This is a genomic window from Pseudomonas sp. G3-39 (assembly GCF_054790485.1).
On sequence record NZ_CP186497.1, the window covers coordinates 448,068 to 467,012 of the forward strand.

Below are 18,945 nucleotides of genomic sequence, written 5' to 3' on the forward strand. Positions count from 1 at the left end.
CAAGTCATGAGCGAAGCCAACGCCCTCGTCACCGTGATCATCGCCTCGTACAACCACGGCCCGTACATTGAGGAAAGCATCCTCAGTGTCCTCAACCAGAGCTACAAGAACATCGAGTTGCTGGTGGTCGACGACGGTTCGAAGGACGACAGCGTCGAGCGCATCAGCGCGTTGCAGGCGCAGTACGGTTTCGATTTCCGTGTGCAGCAGAATCAGGGCCTGACCAATACCCTCAACGGCGCTATCGCCCGTTCGAAGGGCAGCCTGATTGTGCCATTCGGCTCCGACGACATCATGTACCCCGAACGTATTGCCACCCAGGTGGCGTACATGGACGGCAAGCCTGAAGTCGGGATCTGTGCCGGCAATATCGAGCTGATGCACGCCGACGGCAGCCTGTATCCAGAGAAACGTCAGCGCCGCGACGTGCCGTTTCGTCGCCTCGATTTCGACGACATGTTTCTTGAACGCAAGCCGTATCCACCGGCACCGACGTTGATGATCCGTCGTGAGGCGCTGGAAAAGGTGGGAGGGTTCGATCCGACGATTCGTCTTGAAGACCTGTACATTGAGCTCAAGGTGACCCGGGCTGGCTACTTCATCGACGGTTTGAACGTGGTGATGGCGCGCTACCGCAAGCACGCCACCAACTCGTACAAGAATCATCGCTTCATGATCGAGAACATCCTGCGCACCTATGCGCTGTTCAGCGATCATCCGCTGTACGACGAAGTGCGCTTCAAGGCGCTGAACTCGATGTTCCTCAAGACCGCCAACCGTAATCGCAAACTGGCAAGGGAGTTGCTGGCGCAGATCCCGTTCAAGGCCTGGAACAAGAAGACCTGGCGCGGACTGGGGCGTTTACTCTTTTCCCCGCTGGAAAAGGACTGAGGCAGCGGTCGCTCGCGCTCAGCGGGCGACCTTCTCCGGCAGGCGCTTTTCGCCCTTCTGACGCTGGCGCAGCCAATGCACAACCTTCTTGCCGGCAGCCATGCCCGGCTGCTCGATATAGAGGAACGTCACGCTGCTGATCAGAATCAGCAAGCAGGTGCAGACGGCCACCAGGGGCAGGTACACCGCCGTTTCCCGCGCATCGATATTCAGCAGCAGCGGCAGCCGTTGCACCATCAGCCATAGTACGAACCCGTGCAGCAGATAGGTGCTGTAGCTGATTTCGCCGAGCCAGCGAATGCTGCGTGGTTTCAGCGCGCCGAACAGATTATTGCCGGACGCCACGATCACGAAAAACAACCCCAGCAAAAACAGCGGTGCAGTCTTGAATGCACGACTGAACGCGGTGAACGCAATAACCAGCGCGAGCACGGCGATGATGCTTGCCAGGCGTGACTGGCTCCATGCCACGAGCGCCGGTCGGCGAATCCAGTAGGCGGCGGCGATGCCACCGAGGAAGCTCGCCAGAAAGTGTTTCTTCAGCGAATGTTCCCAGCCGATGACCTGGTACAGCGTGTAGATGCCGATCAGGCACAGTACCACCTGCAACCAGCTGCCGCGGTAGATGAACACCAGCCCGGCCAATGGCAGCGCCATGTAGAAAAAAACCTCATAGGCCAGCGTCCAGGTGACGTTGGATATCAGCATGCCGGAGTGGCGGTACTGGTTGATGTCCGGGCGGTCGAACGTCAGCCAGGCGAGGATCTGTTTGAACAGCTCCAGGCCAGGCTCCTTCATTTGCCAGCCCTGCAAGTGGAAGATCGAGACGAACACCAGCAGCATCAGTGGCAGATAAAGCGGATACAGGCGAAATACCCGTGACACGCCGAACGCCAGCCAGTCGTGGTTGCGTCCCTGCGCGAGCAGGCGGCTCCAGAACAGAAAACCGGTGATCATGAAGAACAGCGCGACGCTGCCTTGACCCAGCATCGAATAGAAGTTGCTCGGCGGAAAATCGATCACCCCGGTGCGCAGGAAAATCCAAGTGATGATCGAGTGGTGCACGAACACACCAAACGCCAGATAGCCACGCAGGCCGTCGATGCTGGCATATCGACTTTCGCCGGAATGCTGCAGGTGCCGAGCGATTTTCGGCACCGCGCGCAACAGCAGGGCGGAAGTGACGATGGCCAGCAGATAGGCTGCCAGCGCGATAAGCGGATTGGTTTCGATCATCAATGAACCCGAGCCGGGGTGTTGCCGGCCAGCACTTGCCTGTGCAGATTTTCAACCGCGGATTTAGACGCCGTCATGGCGTACCCCTGGAGCAACGCATCGAGGTGATCCTCGAACAGCCAGCGTTTGTCGACAGTGTAACGTTGCATATGACGCAAATTGCGTTGGCGCAGGGAAAGACTGAGCGGGGTAGGGTAGATGCGCAGGTCGGCCAGATCGATCAAGCCGAACTCGCCGTCTTCCAGTACCAGTACGTTGCCCAGGTGCAGCGAGCGGAAATAAACGCCTTTCTCGTGCAGTTGCGCCATGAATTTGCCAAAGCGCTCTACCAGCGCCTGGCGCACCGCCGGAGCGGTAATGCTCTGCAGCACCTGACGCAGCGTGTGCCCCGGCAACGGCGCGTAATGCACAGCGCTGCTGCCATCGTCGAGACGGTACAGGTTCAATATTTGCGGGGTCGGGATGCCCATCTGACGCAGTTGTTCGCTGTTGACCGCGAAACGTTCGGAGTAGGGATTGAAGCTGCCGGAGGTGTACCAGCGGCGACGGCGGAACAGCTTGAGGAAACTGCCGTCGGTCAGGCGCAGGACTTTCGGGCCGAGGCCATCTTCTTCAATGATCTGGGCTGTGCTGCTCATGTGCTCCAGGTCAGCGGTCGCAAGCTTTTGCACCGGCTGGGTCAACAGGCGCCGCGCGCGTTGATTGATGCTCAACGCTGCGATCAGTGCCAGCGGGATCCACAACAGGAACCAGTGTTCCTTGGGCCGCGAAATGATCCCGCCGCCTTCGGTCAGTCCGGCGCCGATACCGAATACCAGCCAGGTCGAGGCAATGATCAGCAGTGGCTGCACACGCTGGCGCCAACTGCTCAGCAGGCCCCACAGCAGGAAGAACAACCAGGGCAGCAAGCCGATGATGCCGACGTAATACAGCACACCCAGGATAAAGCTGTGCGGCTCCTGAAAGCTGATGCCGTTACCGGGGTCTACGGCAAGGCTGGCGCTGTAGCCATGACCGATCCATGGATGATCGGCAATCATGTGCAGTACCTTCTGCCAGATTTCCAGACGATAGGAGTCGCCACGTTCGGTGATCATCTGCGAAAACTGCGTAATGACTGCTACGCCGCTCAGGACCAGCGCGATCAGTAACCCCACCGAGCGCTTGTTCCAGCAGATGAAACACAGCCACAGCGCCGCCATGGTCAGTGCCACCAACGGCGTCCGGGAACCGGTGCCGATCACGGCCATGAACATGATTGCCATCGCCGGCAAGCTGAGCCACATCATCTGGCGACGTTTGCAGGTCATGGTCACGCTCAGCCAGTAGGCGCTGAAGAAGCCGAACAGGTGCGAGCTGAGCAACGGGTTATCGAAGGCACCACCGCCGATCAGGCGCATGCCCGGCTCATAAACCCGGGCGAACATGAACAGGAAAATGGTCGTGGCAATCAGCGCGACCAGCGCCGCGCCGAACAGCAAGGGTTGCAGGATGTCGCTACGGTAGCGCACCAGCAGGTAGCAGCCGGCAAACAGCAGCAAGGTATGCAGTGGCGGCTTGAACATTCCGCCGAGCGGCTCCCCGCCCGGCCCCCAGGCGAGGCTGAGCAACGCCCAGGCGGCGAACAGCAGGGCCGCGATGAAAATCGGCTCGCGCAGCAGCTCCTTGAGTTCGCGCGGGCGCAGGCACAGCGCGATCAGTGTCGGAATACTGAACAGGCCATAGAACAACTTGTGATGCAGACTTCGACCCGGCAAGAAGAACAGCGCGCACAGGAGCAGGAAATAACCGGTGGGAAGAATCCACAGGCTAATGAAATCGAAAATCCGATTGGACGTACTGCTGAAGCCGCGAAGTTGCATGCTGTGAGATTCATTCCTGAGGTTGATCGACCATTCGAGTGATGGCTATTTGATGCAGAAGAGGTGCATAACAATAACAGCCTTTCGCCGATTGCCAGAACCCTGAAGAAGCTGTGCTAAAGTCAGCGTCCTTTTTATCGACTTTCGCGTGATATGACCGATTCCAGTCCCGCCGCAAGCCCATCGAGCTTGAAAATCTACTTCCGCCTGCTCGGCTATGTCCGGCCGTACATCAGTCTGTTCCTGATCAGCATCGTCGGCTTTCTGATTTTCGCCTCGACGCAACCGATGCTTGGCTACATCCTCAAGTACTTTGTCGATGGCCTGTCCAACCCTGAAGCGGTGCTGTTTCCTTCCGTGCCCTATCTGCGTGACCTGCAGCTGCTGCAGGCCGTGCCGCTGTTGATCATCCTGATCGCCGCGTGGCAGGGGCTGGGCTCCTATCTGGGCAACTATTTCCTGGCCAAGGTTTCTCTCGGGCTGGTGCATGACTTGCGTGTGCAGTTGTTCAACAACCTGTTGGTGCTGCCTAACCGCTATTTCGACAAGCATAACTCCGGTCATCTGATTTCGCGTATCACCTTCAACGTGACGATGGTCACGGGGGCGGCAACAGATGCGATCAAGGTCGTAATCCGTGAAGGCATGACGGTGATCTTCCTGTTTGCCTCGCTGTTGTTCATGAACTGGAAGCTGACGCTGGTGATGGTGGCGATCCTGCCGCTGATCGCCGTAATGGTGCGCACCGCCAGCAAAAAATTCCGCAAGCAGAGCAAGAAGATCCAGCTGGCGATGGGCGATGTCACGCATGTGGCCTCGGAAACCATCCAGGGTTATCGCGTGGTTCGCAGCTTCGGCGGCGAGGCCTATGAAGAAAAGCGCTTCCTCGATGCCAGCCAGGGCAACACCGACAAGCAACTGCGCATGACCCGTACCGGCGCGATCTACACGCCGATGCTGCAACTGGTGATCTACACCGCCATGGCCGTGCTGATGTTCCTGGTGCTGTACCTGCGCGGTGACGCCTCGGCCGGTGACATGGTCGCCTACATCACGCTGGCGGGCCTGTTGCCCAAGCCGATCCGTCAATTGTCCGAAGTCAGCTCGACCATTCAGAAAGGCGTGGCCGGTGCCGAGAGCATTTTCGAGCAACTGGACGTCGAGCCGGAAGTCGATACCGGCACCGTCGAGCGCGATGCGGTGAGTGGCCGTCTGGACGTGCGCAACCTCAGCTTCACCTACCCTGGCACCGAACGCCAGGTGCTGGACGACATCAGTTTCTCGGTCCAGCCAGGGCAGATGGTCGCACTGGTCGGGCGTTCGGGCAGCGGCAAGTCGACGCTGGCCAACCTGATTCCGCGTTTCTATCACCACGACAAGGGCGAAATCCTCATCGACGATGTGGAAGTCGAACAGTACAAACTGCTCAACCTGCGTCGTCACATCGCTCAGGTGACTCAGCACGTCACTCTGTTCAGCGACACCGTGGCCAACAACATCGCTTATGGCGATCTGGCCGGTGCGCCGCGAGAAGACATTGAAAAAGCCGCGCGTGATGCCTACGCGATGGACTTCATTTCGCAGTTGCCGCAAGGCCTGGACACTCAGGTCGGCGAGAACGGCGTCTTGCTTTCCGGTGGCCAGCGCCAGCGTCTGGCGATTGCCCGTGCGTTGCTGAAGAATGCACCGCTGCTGATTCTCGACGAGGCCACCTCGGCACTCGACACCGAGTCCGAACGGCACATTCAGGCGGCACTGGATCAGGTGATGAAGGGGCGTACCACGCTGGTAATCGCTCACCGTCTGTCGACCATCGAGAAGGCCGACCTGATTCTGGTCATGGATCAGGGGCGCATCGTCGAGCGCGGCACCCACGACCAGTTGTTGGCGCAAAATGGTTACTACGCGCGCCTCAACGCCATGGGCCTCGATGCTCCGGCCGAAGATATCGCCTGACTCCAGGCCCTGCCCTGTGGGAGCGAGCCTGCTCGCTCCCACAGTCGTTTGTATCCAGACCTTTACCCTTCTTGACCAAACCGGAATAAAACCGGGCACCGCGCTTGTTAAGGTTCCTCAACGAACTCTGACTTCCATCGAGGGGGCCATCCCCGTCGCGCGGGTGCTTTCATGCTGCAACGCTATCTCTGGAAACTGCTGCCCAAGCCGCAGCGGGCCTTTCTGCTCGGGCGCCTGTCGGTGGTCGATCGGCAGGTGGTGAACAAGTCGATGTCGGCCAACCTGACGTTTCCCCAGCCCTTCCAGCAGCGTGCCTGCCTGTTTATTCATGTTCCGAAATGCGCCGGCAGCAGCGTTTGCACGGCGCTGTTCGACGGCTGGCGACCCGGGCACTTGCCGCTGTATTGGTATGAAGAGCAGTTTCCCGAGCAGTTCGCCAACGCCTTCAAGTTCGCTTTTGTCCGCGACCCGCTGGAACGTGCCTATTCGGCCTACGCCTTTTTGCGTGGCAACGAGTTGAGCGCGCGTGACCATATGGCGCAACGGCTGGTGCGGCAGTACCGGGATTTCGACGCTTTTGTCGCGCGCTGGCTGCATCCGGAAACGATTGCCCGGCAATTGCACTTTGCCGCGCAGACCGACTTTCTGACGGACTCGCTGGGGCATCTGGCGCTGGACTTCATCGGTTATCAGGAACACCTGACGCGGGATTTTAGTCTGGTTTGCGAACAGTTGGGGCTGACTGGCGAGTTGCCTCACGTCAACGGCTCGCGGGAACGGCAATCGATGCCGGCGCGCGAGTTCTGTTCGGTGCGCACCCGGCGTCTGGTACGTCGGGTTTATCAGCGTGATTACGAGTTGCTCGGGTATGAATGAGTCCCTGTCACTTCCGCTACAGAAGCTCGCCATTCGGCCTTACGGTCTGGCGCTCTCGCACCTGGCCCGGGCAGCGCTCAAGGCACAACACCCACGCTGCCTGTGGTTGACCGGATTTTCCGGCGCCGGCAAGTCAACCCTGGCCAATGCCCTCGAACTGCACCTGCATGCGTCGGGTCTGCACACCTTTTTGCTCGATGGCGACAATGTGCGCAATGGCCTGTGCCGCGACCTGGGCATGAGCGATCTCTGCCGCCGGGAAAACATCCGGCGTATGGCCGAGGTGGCGCGGTTGATGGTCGACGCCGGGCTGATTGTGATCGTTGCGGCCATTTCGCCGTTCCGCGCCGAACGCGACGCCGCGCGCAGGCTGTTTGCCCAGGATGAATTCATTGAAGTGCACGTCAGCACTTCGTTGGAAGTCTGCGCCCGTCGCGATCCGAAAGGGTTGTATCAGGCCGTGCGGGAAGGCCGGATCACGCACTTTACGGGCGTGGACAGTCCTTACGAAGCGCCATTGGCAGCCGAGTGGCAAATCGACACCGAGGCGCTGGAATTGTCCGAAGCCTGTGGACAACTGGCGGCACTGGTGCTCAAAAAATGAGCAAAGTAACGGACTGTTTCATCCTGTTGCAGGCTGCACGCAAGCCTGCGCCAACCCTGTGTTAATATCGCGCCCCTGTTCATTTTGTATGTGGGTTGCTCCATGAAGTTGTCCATGCCGCGATTCGATCAAGCCCCAGTCTTGGTGGTCGGCGATGTCATGCTCGACCGTTACTGGCATGGTGGAACCTCACGGATTTCCCCTGAGGCACCGGTACCGGTCGTAAAAGTCGAGCAAATCGAAGACCGCCCGGGCGGTGCTGCCAACGTTGCCTTGAACATTGCCGCGCTGGGCGCGCCGGCGTCACTGGTCGGTGTGACCGGCGACGACGAAGCCGCCGACAGCCTGAGCAACAGTCTCAAGGGCGCGGGCGTGCGTGCCCTGTTCCAGCGCATTGCGCATCAGCCGACCATCGTCAAACTGCGGGTCATGAGCCGGCACCAGCAGTTGCTGCGTATCGACTTTGAAGAACCGTTTGCCACCGATGCGCTGGCCCTGGCCTCGCAGGTCGATGATCTGCTCGAAGGCATCAAGGTGCTGGTGCTGTCGGACTACGGCAAAGGCGCGCTGAAAAACCATCAGGCCCTGATTCAGGCGGCCCGTGCCAAAGGCATTCCGGTGCTGGCCGATCCCAAAGGCAAGGATTTTTCGATCTACCGTGGTGCGAGCCTGATCACGCCGAACCTCAGTGAATTCGAAGCCATCGTCGGCGGTTGCGCCGATGAGCACGAACTGGTGAGCAAGGGCGCGGCCCTGATGCACGATCTCGAACTCGGCGCGCTGCTGGTCACCCGTGGTGAACACGGCATGACCCTGCTGCGTCCGGAGCATCCGGCGCTGCATTTGCCGGCCCGTGCCCGTGAAGTGTTCGACGTGACCGGTGCTGGCGACACGGTGATTTCCACCCTGGCGGCGGCGATCGCTGCCGGTGAAGAACTGCCGCACGCGGTGGCGCTGGCCAATCTGGCGGCGGGCATCGTGGTCGGCAAACTCGGTACTGCGGCGATCAGCGCCCCGGAACTGCGCCGCGCGATTCAGCGTGAAGAAGGTTCGGAGCGTGGGGTGCTAGGTCTGGAACAGCTGGTGCTGGCAGTGGCCGATGCCCGTGCGCATAACGAGCGCATCGTCTTCACCAACGGCTGCTTCGACATTCTGCATGCCGGGCACGTGACCTACCTCGAGCAGGCGCGCGCCCAGGGCGACCGTCTGATCGTGGCGATCAATGATGACGCCTCCGTCAGCCGCCTGAAGGGGCCGGGACGTCCGATCAACAGTGTCGACCGACGCATGGCGGTACTCGCCGGCCTCGGTGCGGTGGACTGGGTGATCAGTTTCCCGGAAGGCACCCCGGAAAACCTGCTGCGCGAGGTCAAGCCGGATGTGCTGGTCAAGGGCGGTGATTACGGTATCGACCAGGTTGTTGGTGCCGATATCGTCAAGGCTTACGGCGGCACGGTGAAAGTGCTGGGTCTGGTGGAAAACAGCTCGACCACTGCGATCGTGGAGAAAATCCGCGGTAACTGATTCAAGCTAAAAAGATCGCCGCCTGCGACAGCGCCTACATTGGAATGCGTTTCCCTGTAGGAGCTGCCGCAGGCGGCGATCTTTTGCTTTTCAGGAACTGACTTTCTTGCGCGGTACGATCTTCTTCAGCAATTGCCTGGCCTTGCCGCGCAACCGCGCCAGTCCCGTGGGTTTCTCCGGCGGGGTCAGGCCTTGTTGGCGTAACCAGTCCTTCCAGCGAATCCGCTCGTCACGCACCAGCCAGCCATCCTGTCTGGCAAAGCTTTCGGCCAGATACAGACCGCGCGTGCCCGCCGGAGACAGCTGACCTTTCTTCAAGGTATACAGCTCGGCCAGCGGTTCGCCGTCCTGCAACGGCATCAGATACAAATCCGGGCGCTTGCGGTCCAGTCGCGCCACCAGTTGATCACCTTCCAGGCGTTCATCGACGTGAAACAGACTCAGGGATTTGGCTTCCTTTGGCACGTCCAGGCGCAAGTCATAGATAAGTTGCAGCGATGCTGTCGGCAGATGCACGTAGGCCCGTGGTCGTTCGAGCAATTGCAGATTGGCGCAGCGCACCGGTCGTGCCGAGCCGGACAGCGGCGTCAGGCGAAACGGCAGGGCCTCGCGATAGTGCAGCGCGGAGGAGTAGGGCGCCGGTAGCCAGGTGTCGTTGAAGCGTCCGCCGAGCCAGCCTTCCGGGGTTTCCAGCAGGCACTCTTCGGCAATTTCCTGAATCGCCGTGTGCAGCGGGATGTTCAGTTCTTGAGCAGGCACGTAACCGGAAATCAGCTTGAGCACGACGTCCCCGCGATCCTGCCGACGCTGGCGCACCAGCACCCAGTAATCGCGATTCTGCCAGTGCAGGGTCAGGCGCACAGAGACCCCGAGGTTGGCCAGTTCCACCGCAAAGCGCTCGGCATCCGCCACGCTCACCGGTTTGCGCCGCTGCAGGGTCTGGGCGAAATTCAGCGGCATGCCGACGCTCTGATAAGTCAGGCCTTCGGGCGTGGCCTCGACGAACAGCGGCAGCGTCTTGAAGTTGCTCGGGTTCTTTCTGATGAGCGTGCGCGGCATGTCGGCTCCTGCTTAAGGCCGCGGGGCGGCGTCAGTGACCACGGAGGACCTGGGCAACGGTCGCAACGTTATGGGCGAGGTGCAGCGGATTGATCGTCCCGACAATAGCACTGGCCACGCCGGGCTGCTGGAACAACAACTCGAAGCTGGCGCGCACCGGATCCACGCCCGGACTCAGGCATACATGGCCGCTGGCCAGGGCTTTTTTCACCAGAATGGCTTTGCCGTGGGCAGCAGCATAGTCAATGACTGCCTTCTCGTTCTGTTCGTTCAGATTGTAGGTGACCATCGCGCAGTCCCCTTGCTCCAGCGCCTTGAGTCCGCCCTCGACCGTTTTGCCGGAGAAGCCGAAACCGCGAATCTTGCCCTCGGCCTTGAGTGCGGCGAGGGTGGCGTAGACCTCTTCGTGTTCGAGGATGGCCAGATCGTTGCCGTCGGAGTGCACCAGCACCAGGTCGATAAAATCGGTTTCAAGACGTTGCAGGCTACGCTCGACCGACATCCGCGTATGCGCCGCACTGAAGTCATGGCGCGACAGGCCGTCGGCAAACTCTTCACCGACCTTGCTGACGATTACCCAGTCCTGCCGCTGGCCGCGCAACAACGGGCCGAGGCGTTCTTCGCTGCGACCGTAGGCCGGGGCGGTGTCGATCAGGTTGATGCCCAACCCTTTGGCCTGCTTGAGCAGCATGCGTGCCGCGTCATCGTCGGGAATCTGGAAACCGTTGGGGTATTTCACGCCTTGGTCGCGGCCAAGTTTGACCGTGCCCAGGCCCAGCGGTGAAACCATCAGGCCGGTGCTGCCCAAGGGGCGATGCAGTTCGTGCAGGGTCGCTACGCTCATGGCAACAGTTGCTCCCAGGCTGGTACGCCCATCGGTGGTTTTGGCAGTGCCGGTAATGGCTCGGCCGGTTGCGGCTGGATGCCGTCGCGCTCCAGCGCAGCGATGACCCGGTCGGCGAAGTCCGGCGCCAGTGCGAGTTTGGTCGGCCAGCCCACCAGCAGGCGACCCTCCTCGGCGAGGAAGGCGTTGTCCGGACGGCTCAGGCCGGTTTGCAGCGGCTCGGCACGATCCACGCGCAAGGTCGCCCATTGCACCTGGCTCAGATCGATCCATGGCAGCAACTGGCCGAGCTCTTTCTGCGCGGTGGCGATCTGCTCGGCAGGTTCGCGGGCCACGCCATCGCTTTCGGCAATGTCGCCGCCCAGGTACCAGACCCAGTTGCCGTCAGCGGCCGGGTGGGTGGTGACGGTGATGCGCGGCTTGGTGCCGCCGCCCAGGCAGTGAGCGTACAGCGGCTTCAGGCTTGGGCCTTTGGCGATGATCATGTGCAGCGGTCGGCGTTGCATCTGCGGATGGGTCAGGCCTAGGTCTTCCAGCAATCGGGCAGTGCCGGCGCCGGCACTGAGGACGATGCGTTGGGCGTGGATTTCGCGACCGTCGACCTTCAGGCCGACCAGCACACCGGCTTCCAGCAGCGGCTCGATGGTTTGCCCGGCGAGCAGGCCGTCACCGGCCAGATCGGCCAGGCGCTGGATCAGGCTCGGCACGTCAACCACCAGTTCGGCGAGGCGATAGACCTTGCCCTTGAAGCGCTTGTCTTGCAGGGCCGGCGGCAGTTGATCGCCCTTGACCTGATCGACCCGGCCACGCACGGCTTTGCTGGCGAAGAAACTGGTGAGGTTGCCGGCGAGGGTGCCGGGCGACCACAGGTAATGCGCTTCGGACAACAGGCGCACGCCGGACAGGTCCAGCTCGCCGTTGCCGGCCAGCGCTTCACGCCAGCGGCGCGGCATGTCGGCGATGGCTTCCGAGGCGCCGGTCAGCGCACCGTGCAACGCATATTTGGCGCCGCCGTGAATGATGCCCTGGGACTTCACACTCTGCCCGCCACCGAGGCTGGCACTTTCCACCAGCACGGTCGAAAAACCCTGACGGCGCAGACGCGCGTTCAGCCAGAGGCCGGCGACACCAGCGCCGACAATCAGAACGTCGGTGGAAATAACGGATGGCATGCAACGACCTCAGTGTTCAAGACGAGGGCGCAGTATACAGACTCGGGAAAGAGCGGGATTTGTCGATGATCAACAGGGCAGATGCAAAACCAAATGTGGGAGCGGGCTTGCTCGCGAATGCGGTGTGTCAGTTAACAGAAATGTTGTTGCCACACCGCCTTCGCGAGCAAGCCCGCTCCCACAGGGGATTTGCGTTACTGCAAATCAGTGCCCGGCAGTCTTGGAGAACAGCTGGATGACCACCACGCCGAGCACGATCAGCGCCATTCCGAGCATCGCCGGCACGTCCAGCTTCTGCCCATAAATGAACAGCGCTGCGACGCTGACCATGACGATGCCCATGCCCGCCCACACGGCGTAGGCGACTCCCACCGGCACAGTGCGCACCACCAGCGTCAGCATCCAGAAGGCGATCCCGTAGCCGACGATCACCAGAATCAGCGGCAGCGGGGTGCTCAAGCCTTTGACCGCTTTCATCGAAACGGTGGCGATCACTTCGGCGCAAATGGCGATGGCCAGAAAGGCGTAGGCGTTCATGTGTAGATCCTCATGTAAAACGTTGCTTGCTGAGGCGGCATTCTAGTCGCTCGCCAGATGGGGTAAAGTCATTACCTATCTGTTTTTAAGATGGGCTGCAGCATGAATACCCTGTGGAATCTGGAACAATTGCGCGCCTTCGTCAGCGTCGCCGAACAGCGCTCGTTTTCTGCCGTGGCGCGCCAGCAACGCAAGGCGCAGTCGGCGATCAGCAGTGCGATTGCCATGCTGGAGGACGATTTGGGCGTCAGCCTGTTCGAGCGTAGCAGTGGTCGCTCACCCAGGCTCACCGAAGCGGGCGAAGCCTTGCTCGAAGAAGCCCGGGAAGTGCTGCGCCAATGCGAGCGCCTCAATGGTCGGGCGATGGCGATGATGCGCGGTCAGGAAGCGCAGCTTCGGGTGGCTCAGGATGAAGCCATGCCGTATCAGGCACTGGTGGAAAGCTTCGATGCGCTGGCCGAGCAATTTCCCAGCCTCGAAGTGCAACTGACCAGCGCCGCTCAAGGTGAAGTCGCACGCAAACTGGTCGAGCGTCGCGCCGATCTGGGCCTGCTGTTCTATCACGACGAAATTCCCGAAGCGTTGGAACGACGGGTACTGGGCCGGGTAGAAATGGTCACCGTCTGCGGCATCAATCATCCGCTGGCGACGCAGTCCTACGTCACCTGCCAGCAACTGGCACAGCATCGGCAATTGCTGATGTCGACGCAAACCAGCGTCTACCCCGGCAACGAACCGGCCAGTCCGCAGGTGTGGCGCGCTGACAGTTTCTATGTGATGGCCGAATGGCTGGTGCGGGATCTGGGCTGGGCCTGGCTGCCCCGGCATGTGGTGCAGTATTCGGCCTATCACGGCCTGATGGTCGAACTGGACAGCGAATGGACCCCGCCGGCGTTGGTGGTGGAGCTGGTCTGGCGCCGGGATGAACCCCTCGGCCCGGCTGCGCGCTGGCTGGCTGAACGTTTTGCCGTGCACTTGCGGGCGATTGGCGACAAAAGTCGATAAACTCCGCCGCCATGAATAGAACTCTCTACACCGCGCTGTTTTACCTGGGGCTGCCATTGGTGGCGATTCGGCTGTGGCTGCGCTCGCGCAAAGCCCCGGCGTATGCCAAACGGATTGGCGAGCGCTTCTCCTACGGGATGCCGCGACTGCAACCCGGCGGGATCTGGGTGCACGCGGTGTCTGTGGGCGAAAGCATTGCCGCCGCGCCGATGATTCGCGCCTTGCTGCAGCGTTATCCACAGCTGCCGATCACCGTGACCTGCATGACGCCGACCGGATCGGAACGGATTCAGGCGTTGTTCGCCGGCGAACCGCGCATCCAGCATTGTTATCTGCCCTACGACTTGCCGTGCGCAGCGGCGCGTTTTCTTGATCACGCCAAACCGAAACTGGCGGTGATCATGGAAACCGAACTGTGGCCCAACCACATCCATCAGTGCGCCAAGCGCGGGATTCCGGTGGCGCTGGCCAACGGCCGGTTGTCCGAACGATCGGCCCGGGGATATGGCCGTTTCACTAAGCTGACCGCGCCGATGCTCGCTGAAATGAGTTTTTTCGCGGTGCAGACCGAGGCTGAAGCCCAGCGCTTCCGCGATCTCGGCGCGCGTCCGCAGACGGTCGAGGTCACTGGCTCGATCAAGTTCGACCTGACCATCGACCCGCAACTGCTGCAGCGCGCCCATGAGTTGCGCGGCCAATGGCAGGCGCTGGAGCGCCCGGTGTGGATCGCTGCGAGTACCCACGAAGGCGAAGACGAAGTGGTGCTCGACGCCCATCGCCGACTGTTGGCGAACTACCCGAATGCATTGCTGATCCTGGTGCCGCGCCATCCCGAGCGCTTCAACTCGGTGTTCGAGTTGTGCCAGCGTGAAGGCTTTGCCACGGTGCGCCGTTCCACCGATGCCAACGTCGAGGCGGACACTTCAGTGCTGCTCGGCGACACCATGGGCGAGCTGCTGTTTCTCTATGCGTTGGCTGACAGTGCTTTCGTCGGCGGCAGCCTGGTGCCCAACGGCGGGCACAATCTGCTGGAGCCGGCGGCCTTGGCCAAACCGGTGCTCAGCGGCCCGCACCTGTTCAACTTCCTCGACATCGCCGCGCAATTGCGTGAAGCCGGCGCGCTGGCCGAAGTGGATGATGCCGAAGGGCTGGCGGTGGAAGTGCAGCGCTTGTTCGAATTGCCGCGCGATGCCCAGCGCATGGCCGAGGCGGGGCTGGCGGTGATGCGGCGTAATCAGGGTGCGTTGCAGCGGTTGCTGGATGGGCTGGGCCGGTTGATCAAATAGTCGCCCGGAACATTTATTGTGGTGAGGGGATTCATCCCCGATCGGCTGCGCAGCAGTCGTTAACCCTGCTTGCCATATCTGACTGAATCACCGCGGTGAATGGTTTTGGGGCTGCTACGCACCCCATCGGGGATAAATCCCCTCGCCACAGGGGATTTTCCAGATTGTTTAGGGCCGGGCCTTGAGCTGTGCTTCGGCTGCCTTGGCCAGATCCGGTGGCAAGAAGTCCTTGTCCGGGTTGTAGTCGGCCTTCAGATAGCGCGCCAGGTCTTGCAAGTCACCCGGATTCAACGTTCCTGCCGCCTGCTTCAAGCGCAGGTTGTCGAGGATGTAGTCGTAGCGGGTGTTGTTGTAGTTGCGCACCGAGGTGTACAGCTGACGCTGGGCGTCGAGCACATCGACGATGTTGCGCGTACCCACCTGATAACCGATTTCCGTGGCTTCCACTGCGCTCTGGTTGGAGATGATCGACTGGCGACGCGCCTGCACCTGCTCGACATCGGTGTTCACCGCGCGGTGCAGGTTGCGGGTGTTTTCCACCACTTGCCGGCGCAGGGATTCGCGCTGTTGCTCGCTCTGATCCAGTTGCGCATAGGACTGGCGCACTTGCGAACTGGTCAGCCCGCCACTGTAGATCGGAATGTTCAGTTGCAGGCCCAGGGTGCTTTGCTCGACGTTGCCACTGTACGGCGTACCGAAGGCGTTCGGGTTGGCGAAACCGAGGGCGTCGTTGTCACCCTTTTCGTATTTGGCCACGGCATCGAGGGTCGGCAGGTGACCGGCCTTGCGCTGTTTGAGGGTCTGTTCGGCGGAGCTGACCGCAAAGTTGCTCGCCAGCAGATTGAGGTTCTGCTTGCCCGCCGTGTCGACCCAGGCCTTGGCGTCGTTTGGCGCCGGCGGCAGGATCGGCAGCGTGTGGACGATGCCCTGAATCGAGTTGTACTGACGGTTGGTCAGGGTGATCAGCGCTTCGAACGCATCGTCAACCTGACGCTGCGCAACGATACGGTTGGCGCGCGCGGTGTCGTAACTGGCCTGCGATTGCAGGACATCGGTCTTGTCCGACAGGCCGACATCGAAACGCTCGTTGGACTGGTCGAGCTGACGCTTGAACGCGGCTTCTTCAGCCTTGGTCGAGGCCAGGTTGTCCTGACTGCGCAGCACGTTGAAGTAGCTTTCGGCCGATTGCAGGATCAGGTTCTGTTCGGTGGCTGACAGTTGCAGCGCGGCTTGTTCGTTGACGTCTTTCGCCGCTTGGTACTGGAACCAGCGATCGGCGCGGAACAAGGGTTGTGCCAGGGTCGCCTGATAGGAATGCGCGCTGCGATTGGCAGTGGCTGAAGGCTGGTCGATCGAGGTGCGCACATCCGCCACTTCGGCGCCGCCGGACAGGTTAGGCAGCAACCCCGCGCGTGCCTGCGGCACCACTTCTTTCTGGGCGCCGTACTGGGCGCGGGCGGCGGCCAGATCGGCGTTGTTGTCGACGGCTTCCTGATAGACGCTGACCAGATCGGTCTTGGTCGACAAGGGCGCTTCTGCTGCCCAGGCCATTGCGTTGGACGCACAAGACACGGCAAGAGCCAGTGAAAGTTTGCGCAGCATGAGGCGATCCCTAGCAAAAATATTACGAAAATAATGTGCGCGCCAAGGCTACGGCGCGGCCCCGGCAGCGTCAAGGCGCGCAGGGCACAGCGAGTGTAGTTGCGCAATCGTGCGGCAACAATCCTGCAAGTCCCGGTAATTGCGCCATTCATCATGGTGTTTGCCGCGGTGTTGGCGTTCTTTGCCGGTTGTGTCTAGACTGGCCGGGTTCTTGTCGGGGTGCCTTGCTATGAGGCTGAGATCGAATAATTTCGGATCCCGTTGAACCTGATCAGGTTAGCGCCTGCGTAGGGAACAAGATTTCTCGTCACCCGGCGAGTCCTCTTGTGCTTCGTCCGGGATATTGTTCGACAATCGAACGCTCGACGACGATGCACAGCACCAGTCCTGGTGCGCGTCCGTGCCTTTCAGGTTCTGCTCCGACAATCCATTGCCTGGATGCTGTCTGGAGAGCCCGTGATGACTACAAAAGCAAAAAACGCGATCAACCTGAGTGACTCGGCCAAGGTCGATGAGCAGTCGGTTCAGCCGTTCACCCGTTCGCAAAAAGTCTACGTTCAGGGCTCGCGCCCGGACATCCGCGTGCCGATGCGCGAAATCACCCTCGATGTGACGCCGACCGATTTCGGTGGCGAAATCAACGCGCCGGTCACCGTCTATGACACCTCCGGCCCGTACACCGATCCGAACGTGGTGATCGACGTGCGCAAAGGTCTGGGCGACGTGCGTTCGGCGTGGATCGACGACCGTGGCGACACCGAACGTTTGCCTGGCCTGAGTTCCAATTTCGGCCAGGAGCGCCTCGCCGACCCTGAACTGACCAAACTGCGTTTCGCTCACGTCAACAACCCGCGCCGGGCCAAGGCCGGGGCCAACGTCAGCCAGATGCACTACGCGCGCAAAGGCATCATCACCGCCGAGATGGAATACGTCGCCATCCGCGAAAACATGAAGCTGCAAGAAGCCCGCGCCGCTGGCCTGTTGACTCAGCAACACGCCGGCCACAGCTTCGGCGCGAGCATCCCGAAAGAAATCACCGCTGAATTCGTCCGCGAAGAAATCGCCCGTGGTCGCGCGATCATTCCGGCCAACATCAACCACGTCGAACTGGAACCGATGATCATCGGCCGTAACTTCCTGGTGAAGATCAACGGCAACATCGGCAACAGCGCCCTGGGTTCGTCCATCGAAGAAGAAGTGGCGAAACTGACGTGGGGCATTCGCTGGGGTTCGGACACGGTGATGGACCTGTCCACCGGCAAACACATTCACGAAACCCGCGAGTGGATCATCCGCAACTCGCCGGTGCCGATCGGTACCGTGCCGATCTATCAGGCGCTGGAGAAGGTCAACGGCGTCGCTGAAGACCTGACCTGGGAGCTGTTCCGCGACACGCTGATCGAACAGGCAGAGCAGGGCGTCGACTACTTCACCATCCACGCCGGCGTGCTGTTGCGCTACGTGCCGCTGACCGCCAAGCGCGTGACCGGCATCGTTTCCCGTGGCGGTTCGATCATGGCCAAGTGGTGCCTGGCGCACCACAAAGAGAACTTCCTCTACACCCACTTCGACGAAATCTGCGAAATCATGAAGGCCTACGACGTCAGCTTCTCGCTGGGCGACGGCCTGCGTCCGGGCTCGATTGCCGACGCCAACGACGAAGCGCAATTCGGCGAACTGGAAACCCTCGGCGAGCTGACCAAGATTGCCTGGAAACACGACGTGCAGTGCATGATCGAAGGCCCGGGCCACGTGCCGATGCAGTTGATCAAAGAGAACATGGACAAGCAGCTGGAGTGCTGCGACGAGGCGCCGTTCTATACCCTCGGCCCGCTGACCACCGATATTGCGCCGGGTTACGACCACATCACCTCGGGTATCGGTGCGGCGATGATCGGCTGGTTCGGTTGCGCCATGCTCTGCTACGTAACGCCGAAGGAGCACCTCGGCTTGCCGAACAAGGATGACGTGAAAACCGGGATCATCACCTACAAGATCGCCGCCCACGCAGCGGACTTGGCCAAAGGGCATCCGGGCGCGCAGATTCGCGACAACGCCTTGAGCAAGGCGCGTTTCGAATTCCGTTGGGAAGACCAGTTCAACCTCGGTCTCGATCCGGACACCGCGCGTTCGTATCACGACGAAACCTTACCGAAGGACTCGGCCAAGGTCGCGCACTTCTGCTCGATGTGCGGGCCGAAATTCTGCTCGATGAAGATCACTCAGGAAGTCCGTGAATACGCGGCCAACCAGCGGATCGACGCGGTCGACGTGGACGTCGCCCAGGGTCTTGCGGAGCAGGCCGAGCGGTTCAAGAAGGAAGGCAGTCAGCTGTACAAGAAGGTTTGATCTGACCTGAAGTCTGCGGTGTCTGTGCTGGCCCCTTCGCGAGCAAGCCCGCTCCCACATTTGAATCCAGCTGTTCACGAAACTTGTGTTCACAGGCGATCCAGTGTGGGAGCGGGCTTGCTCGCGAAGACGTCAGAACAGG

General features: G+C 60.9%; 15 protein-coding genes and 1 riboswitch. Of the genes, 8 read left to right on the top strand and 7 right to left on the bottom strand.

Translation table 11 applies throughout. The annotated features are described in order from the left end of the window. Window positions 1–6: 6 nt before the first annotated feature. Window positions 7–891, top strand: a complete 885-nt coding sequence (locus tag ACOYXG_RS02005; RefSeq protein WP_027611376.1) for a glycosyltransferase — start codon at window positions 7–9, stop codon at window positions 889–891. Window positions 892–909: 18 nt separating this feature from the next. On the opposite strand, the gene ACOYXG_RS02010 is transcribed toward ACOYXG_RS02005, so the two are convergent. Next, complete coding sequence (locus tag ACOYXG_RS02010; protein ID WP_097087079.1) at window positions 910–2,127, bottom strand: acyltransferase family protein; 1,218 nt, start codon at window positions 2,125–2,127, stop codon at window positions 910–912. Next, window positions 2,127–3,989 carry a bifunctional O-antigen ligase/aminoglycoside phosphotransferase family protein gene (locus tag ACOYXG_RS02015; protein WP_097087081.1) on the bottom strand — a complete coding sequence of 621 codons (1,863 nt, stop codon included), beginning with the start codon at window positions 3,987–3,989 and terminating at the stop codon, window positions 2,127–2,129. Before ACOYXG_RS02015 ends, ACOYXG_RS02010 begins: the two co-directional genes overlap by 1 nt. 153 nt (window positions 3,990–4,142) lie before the next feature. Here ACOYXG_RS02015 and msbA point away from each other — a divergent pair, with 153 nt between their 5' ends. From msbA to hldE, 4 genes are all read left to right on the top strand, one after another. Beyond that, complete coding sequence (gene msbA / locus ACOYXG_RS02020) at window positions 4,143–5,945, top strand: lipid A export permease/ATP-binding protein MsbA (RefSeq protein ID WP_027611379.1); 1,803 nt, start codon at window positions 4,143–4,145, stop codon at window positions 5,943–5,945. A 171-nt stretch (window positions 5,946–6,116) separates the two neighbouring features. Then, window positions 6,117–6,821: a sulfotransferase family 2 domain-containing protein gene (locus ACOYXG_RS02025; protein WP_460355644.1), complete on the top strand. Its 705-nt coding sequence runs from the start codon at window positions 6,117–6,119 to the stop codon at window positions 6,819–6,821. Further along, on the top strand, window positions 6,814–7,425 hold the full coding sequence (gene cysC / locus ACOYXG_RS02030; protein WP_247269715.1) for an adenylyl-sulfate kinase: 612 nt from the start codon (window positions 6,814–6,816) through the stop codon (window positions 7,423–7,425). Before ACOYXG_RS02025 ends, cysC begins: the two co-directional genes overlap by 8 nt. Before the next feature lie 102 nt (window positions 7,426–7,527). After that, window positions 7,528–8,949 carry a bifunctional D-glycero-beta-D-manno-heptose-7-phosphate kinase/D-glycero-beta-D-manno-heptose 1-phosphate adenylyltransferase HldE gene (gene hldE, locus ACOYXG_RS02035; protein WP_103368225.1) on the top strand — a complete coding sequence of 474 codons (1,422 nt, stop codon included), beginning with the start codon at window positions 7,528–7,530 and terminating at the stop codon, window positions 8,947–8,949. A 90-nt stretch (window positions 8,950–9,039) separates the two neighbouring features. Here hldE and ACOYXG_RS02040 read toward each other — a convergent pair whose 3' ends face one another. The 4 genes from ACOYXG_RS02040 to ACOYXG_RS02055 form a co-directional block, all read right to left on the bottom strand. Continuing rightward, the gene (locus ACOYXG_RS02040) at window positions 9,040–10,008 is read right to left on the bottom strand and encodes a metal ABC transporter ATPase (RefSeq protein WP_460355648.1); all 969 of its coding nucleotides are present in this window, start codon (window positions 10,006–10,008) and stop codon (window positions 9,040–9,042) included. A 31-nt stretch (window positions 10,009–10,039) separates the two neighbouring features. After that, window positions 10,040–10,852 carry an aldo/keto reductase gene (locus ACOYXG_RS02045; RefSeq protein WP_096794742.1) on the bottom strand — a complete coding sequence of 271 codons (813 nt, stop codon included), beginning with the start codon at window positions 10,850–10,852 and terminating at the stop codon, window positions 10,040–10,042. Then, window positions 10,849–12,024, bottom strand: a complete 1,176-nt coding sequence (locus ACOYXG_RS02050) for an NAD(P)/FAD-dependent oxidoreductase (RefSeq protein WP_096794743.1) — start codon at window positions 12,022–12,024, stop codon at window positions 10,849–10,851. Before ACOYXG_RS02050 ends, ACOYXG_RS02045 begins: the two co-directional genes overlap by 4 nt. 204 nt (window positions 12,025–12,228) lie before the next feature. Next, window positions 12,229–12,561, bottom strand: coding sequence for a DMT family transporter (locus tag ACOYXG_RS02055; protein ID WP_003221050.1), 333 nt, complete (start codon window positions 12,559–12,561; stop codon window positions 12,229–12,231). Between the two features lie 102 nt (window positions 12,562–12,663). Between ACOYXG_RS02055 and ACOYXG_RS02060 the strand changes: the two genes are divergently transcribed. Together ACOYXG_RS02060 and waaA are read left to right on the top strand one after the other, a co-directional pair. Next, the gene (locus ACOYXG_RS02060; RefSeq protein WP_027611386.1) at window positions 12,664–13,566 is read left to right on the top strand and encodes a LysR family transcriptional regulator; all 903 of its coding nucleotides are present in this window, start codon (window positions 12,664–12,666) and stop codon (window positions 13,564–13,566) included. Window positions 13,567–13,577: 11 nt separating this feature from the next. Further along, entirely contained in the window at window positions 13,578–14,852 is a 1,275-nt protein-coding gene (gene waaA / locus ACOYXG_RS02065; protein WP_460355653.1) for a lipid IV(A) 3-deoxy-D-manno-octulosonic acid transferase, read from the top strand. Window positions 14,853–15,020: 168 nt separating this feature from the next. On the opposite strand, the gene ACOYXG_RS02070 is transcribed toward waaA, so the two are convergent. After that, on the bottom strand, window positions 15,021–16,454 hold the full coding sequence (locus tag ACOYXG_RS02070) for a TolC family outer membrane protein (RefSeq protein WP_103368227.1): 1,434 nt from the start codon (window positions 16,452–16,454) through the stop codon (window positions 15,021–15,023). A 205-nt stretch (window positions 16,455–16,659) separates the two neighbouring features. Continuing rightward, a riboswitch (TPP riboswitch) is annotated at window positions 16,660–16,765 on the top strand. A 148-nt stretch (window positions 16,766–16,913) separates the two neighbouring features. Here ACOYXG_RS02070 and thiC point away from each other — a divergent pair. Then, window positions 16,914–18,803, top strand: coding sequence for a phosphomethylpyrimidine synthase ThiC (gene thiC, locus ACOYXG_RS02075; RefSeq protein WP_096794747.1), 1,890 nt, complete (start codon window positions 16,914–16,916; stop codon window positions 18,801–18,803). The last annotated feature ends 142 nt before the right edge of the window (window positions 18,804–18,945 follow it).

Bases quoted from the DNA above. Each gene is read 5' to 3' on its own strand.
- ACOYXG_RS02005 (WP_027611376.1), top strand. From the start codon at position 7: ATGAGCGAAGCCAACGCCCTCGTCACCGTGATCATCGCCTCGTACAAC.
- ACOYXG_RS02010 (WP_097087079.1), bottom strand. From the start codon at position 2,127: ATGATCGAAACCAATCCGCTTATCGCGCTGGCAGCCTATCTGCTGGCC.
- ACOYXG_RS02015 (WP_097087081.1), bottom strand. From the start codon at position 3,989: ATGCAACTTCGCGGCTTCAGCAGTACGTCCAATCGGATTTTCGATTTC.
- msbA (WP_027611379.1), top strand. From the start codon at position 4,143: ATGACCGATTCCAGTCCCGCCGCAAGCCCATCGAGCTTGAAAATCTAC.
- ACOYXG_RS02025 (WP_460355644.1), top strand. From the start codon at position 6,117: ATGCTGCAACGCTATCTCTGGAAACTGCTGCCCAAGCCGCAGCGGGCC.
- cysC (WP_247269715.1), top strand. From the start codon at position 6,814: ATGAATGAGTCCCTGTCACTTCCGCTACAGAAGCTCGCCATTCGGCCT.
- hldE (WP_103368225.1), top strand. From the start codon at position 7,528: ATGAAGTTGTCCATGCCGCGATTCGATCAAGCCCCAGTCTTGGTGGTC.
- ACOYXG_RS02040 (WP_460355648.1), bottom strand. From the start codon at position 10,008: ATGCCGCGCACGCTCATCAGAAAGAACCCGAGCAACTTCAAGACGCTG.
- ACOYXG_RS02045 (WP_096794742.1), bottom strand. From the start codon at position 10,852: ATGAGCGTAGCGACCCTGCACGAACTGCATCGCCCCTTGGGCAGCACC.
- ACOYXG_RS02050 (WP_096794743.1), bottom strand. From the start codon at position 12,024: ATGCCATCCGTTATTTCCACCGACGTTCTGATTGTCGGCGCTGGTGTC.
- ACOYXG_RS02055 (WP_003221050.1), bottom strand. From the start codon at position 12,561: ATGAACGCCTACGCCTTTCTGGCCATCGCCATTTGCGCCGAAGTGATC.
- ACOYXG_RS02060 (WP_027611386.1), top strand. From the start codon at position 12,664: ATGAATACCCTGTGGAATCTGGAACAATTGCGCGCCTTCGTCAGCGTC.
- waaA (WP_460355653.1), top strand. From the start codon at position 13,578: ATGAATAGAACTCTCTACACCGCGCTGTTTTACCTGGGGCTGCCATTG.
- ACOYXG_RS02070 (WP_103368227.1), bottom strand. From the start codon at position 16,454: ATGCTGCGCAAACTTTCACTGGCTCTTGCCGTGTCTTGTGCGTCCAAC.
- thiC (WP_096794747.1), top strand. From the start codon at position 16,914: ATGACTACAAAAGCAAAAAACGCGATCAACCTGAGTGACTCGGCCAAG.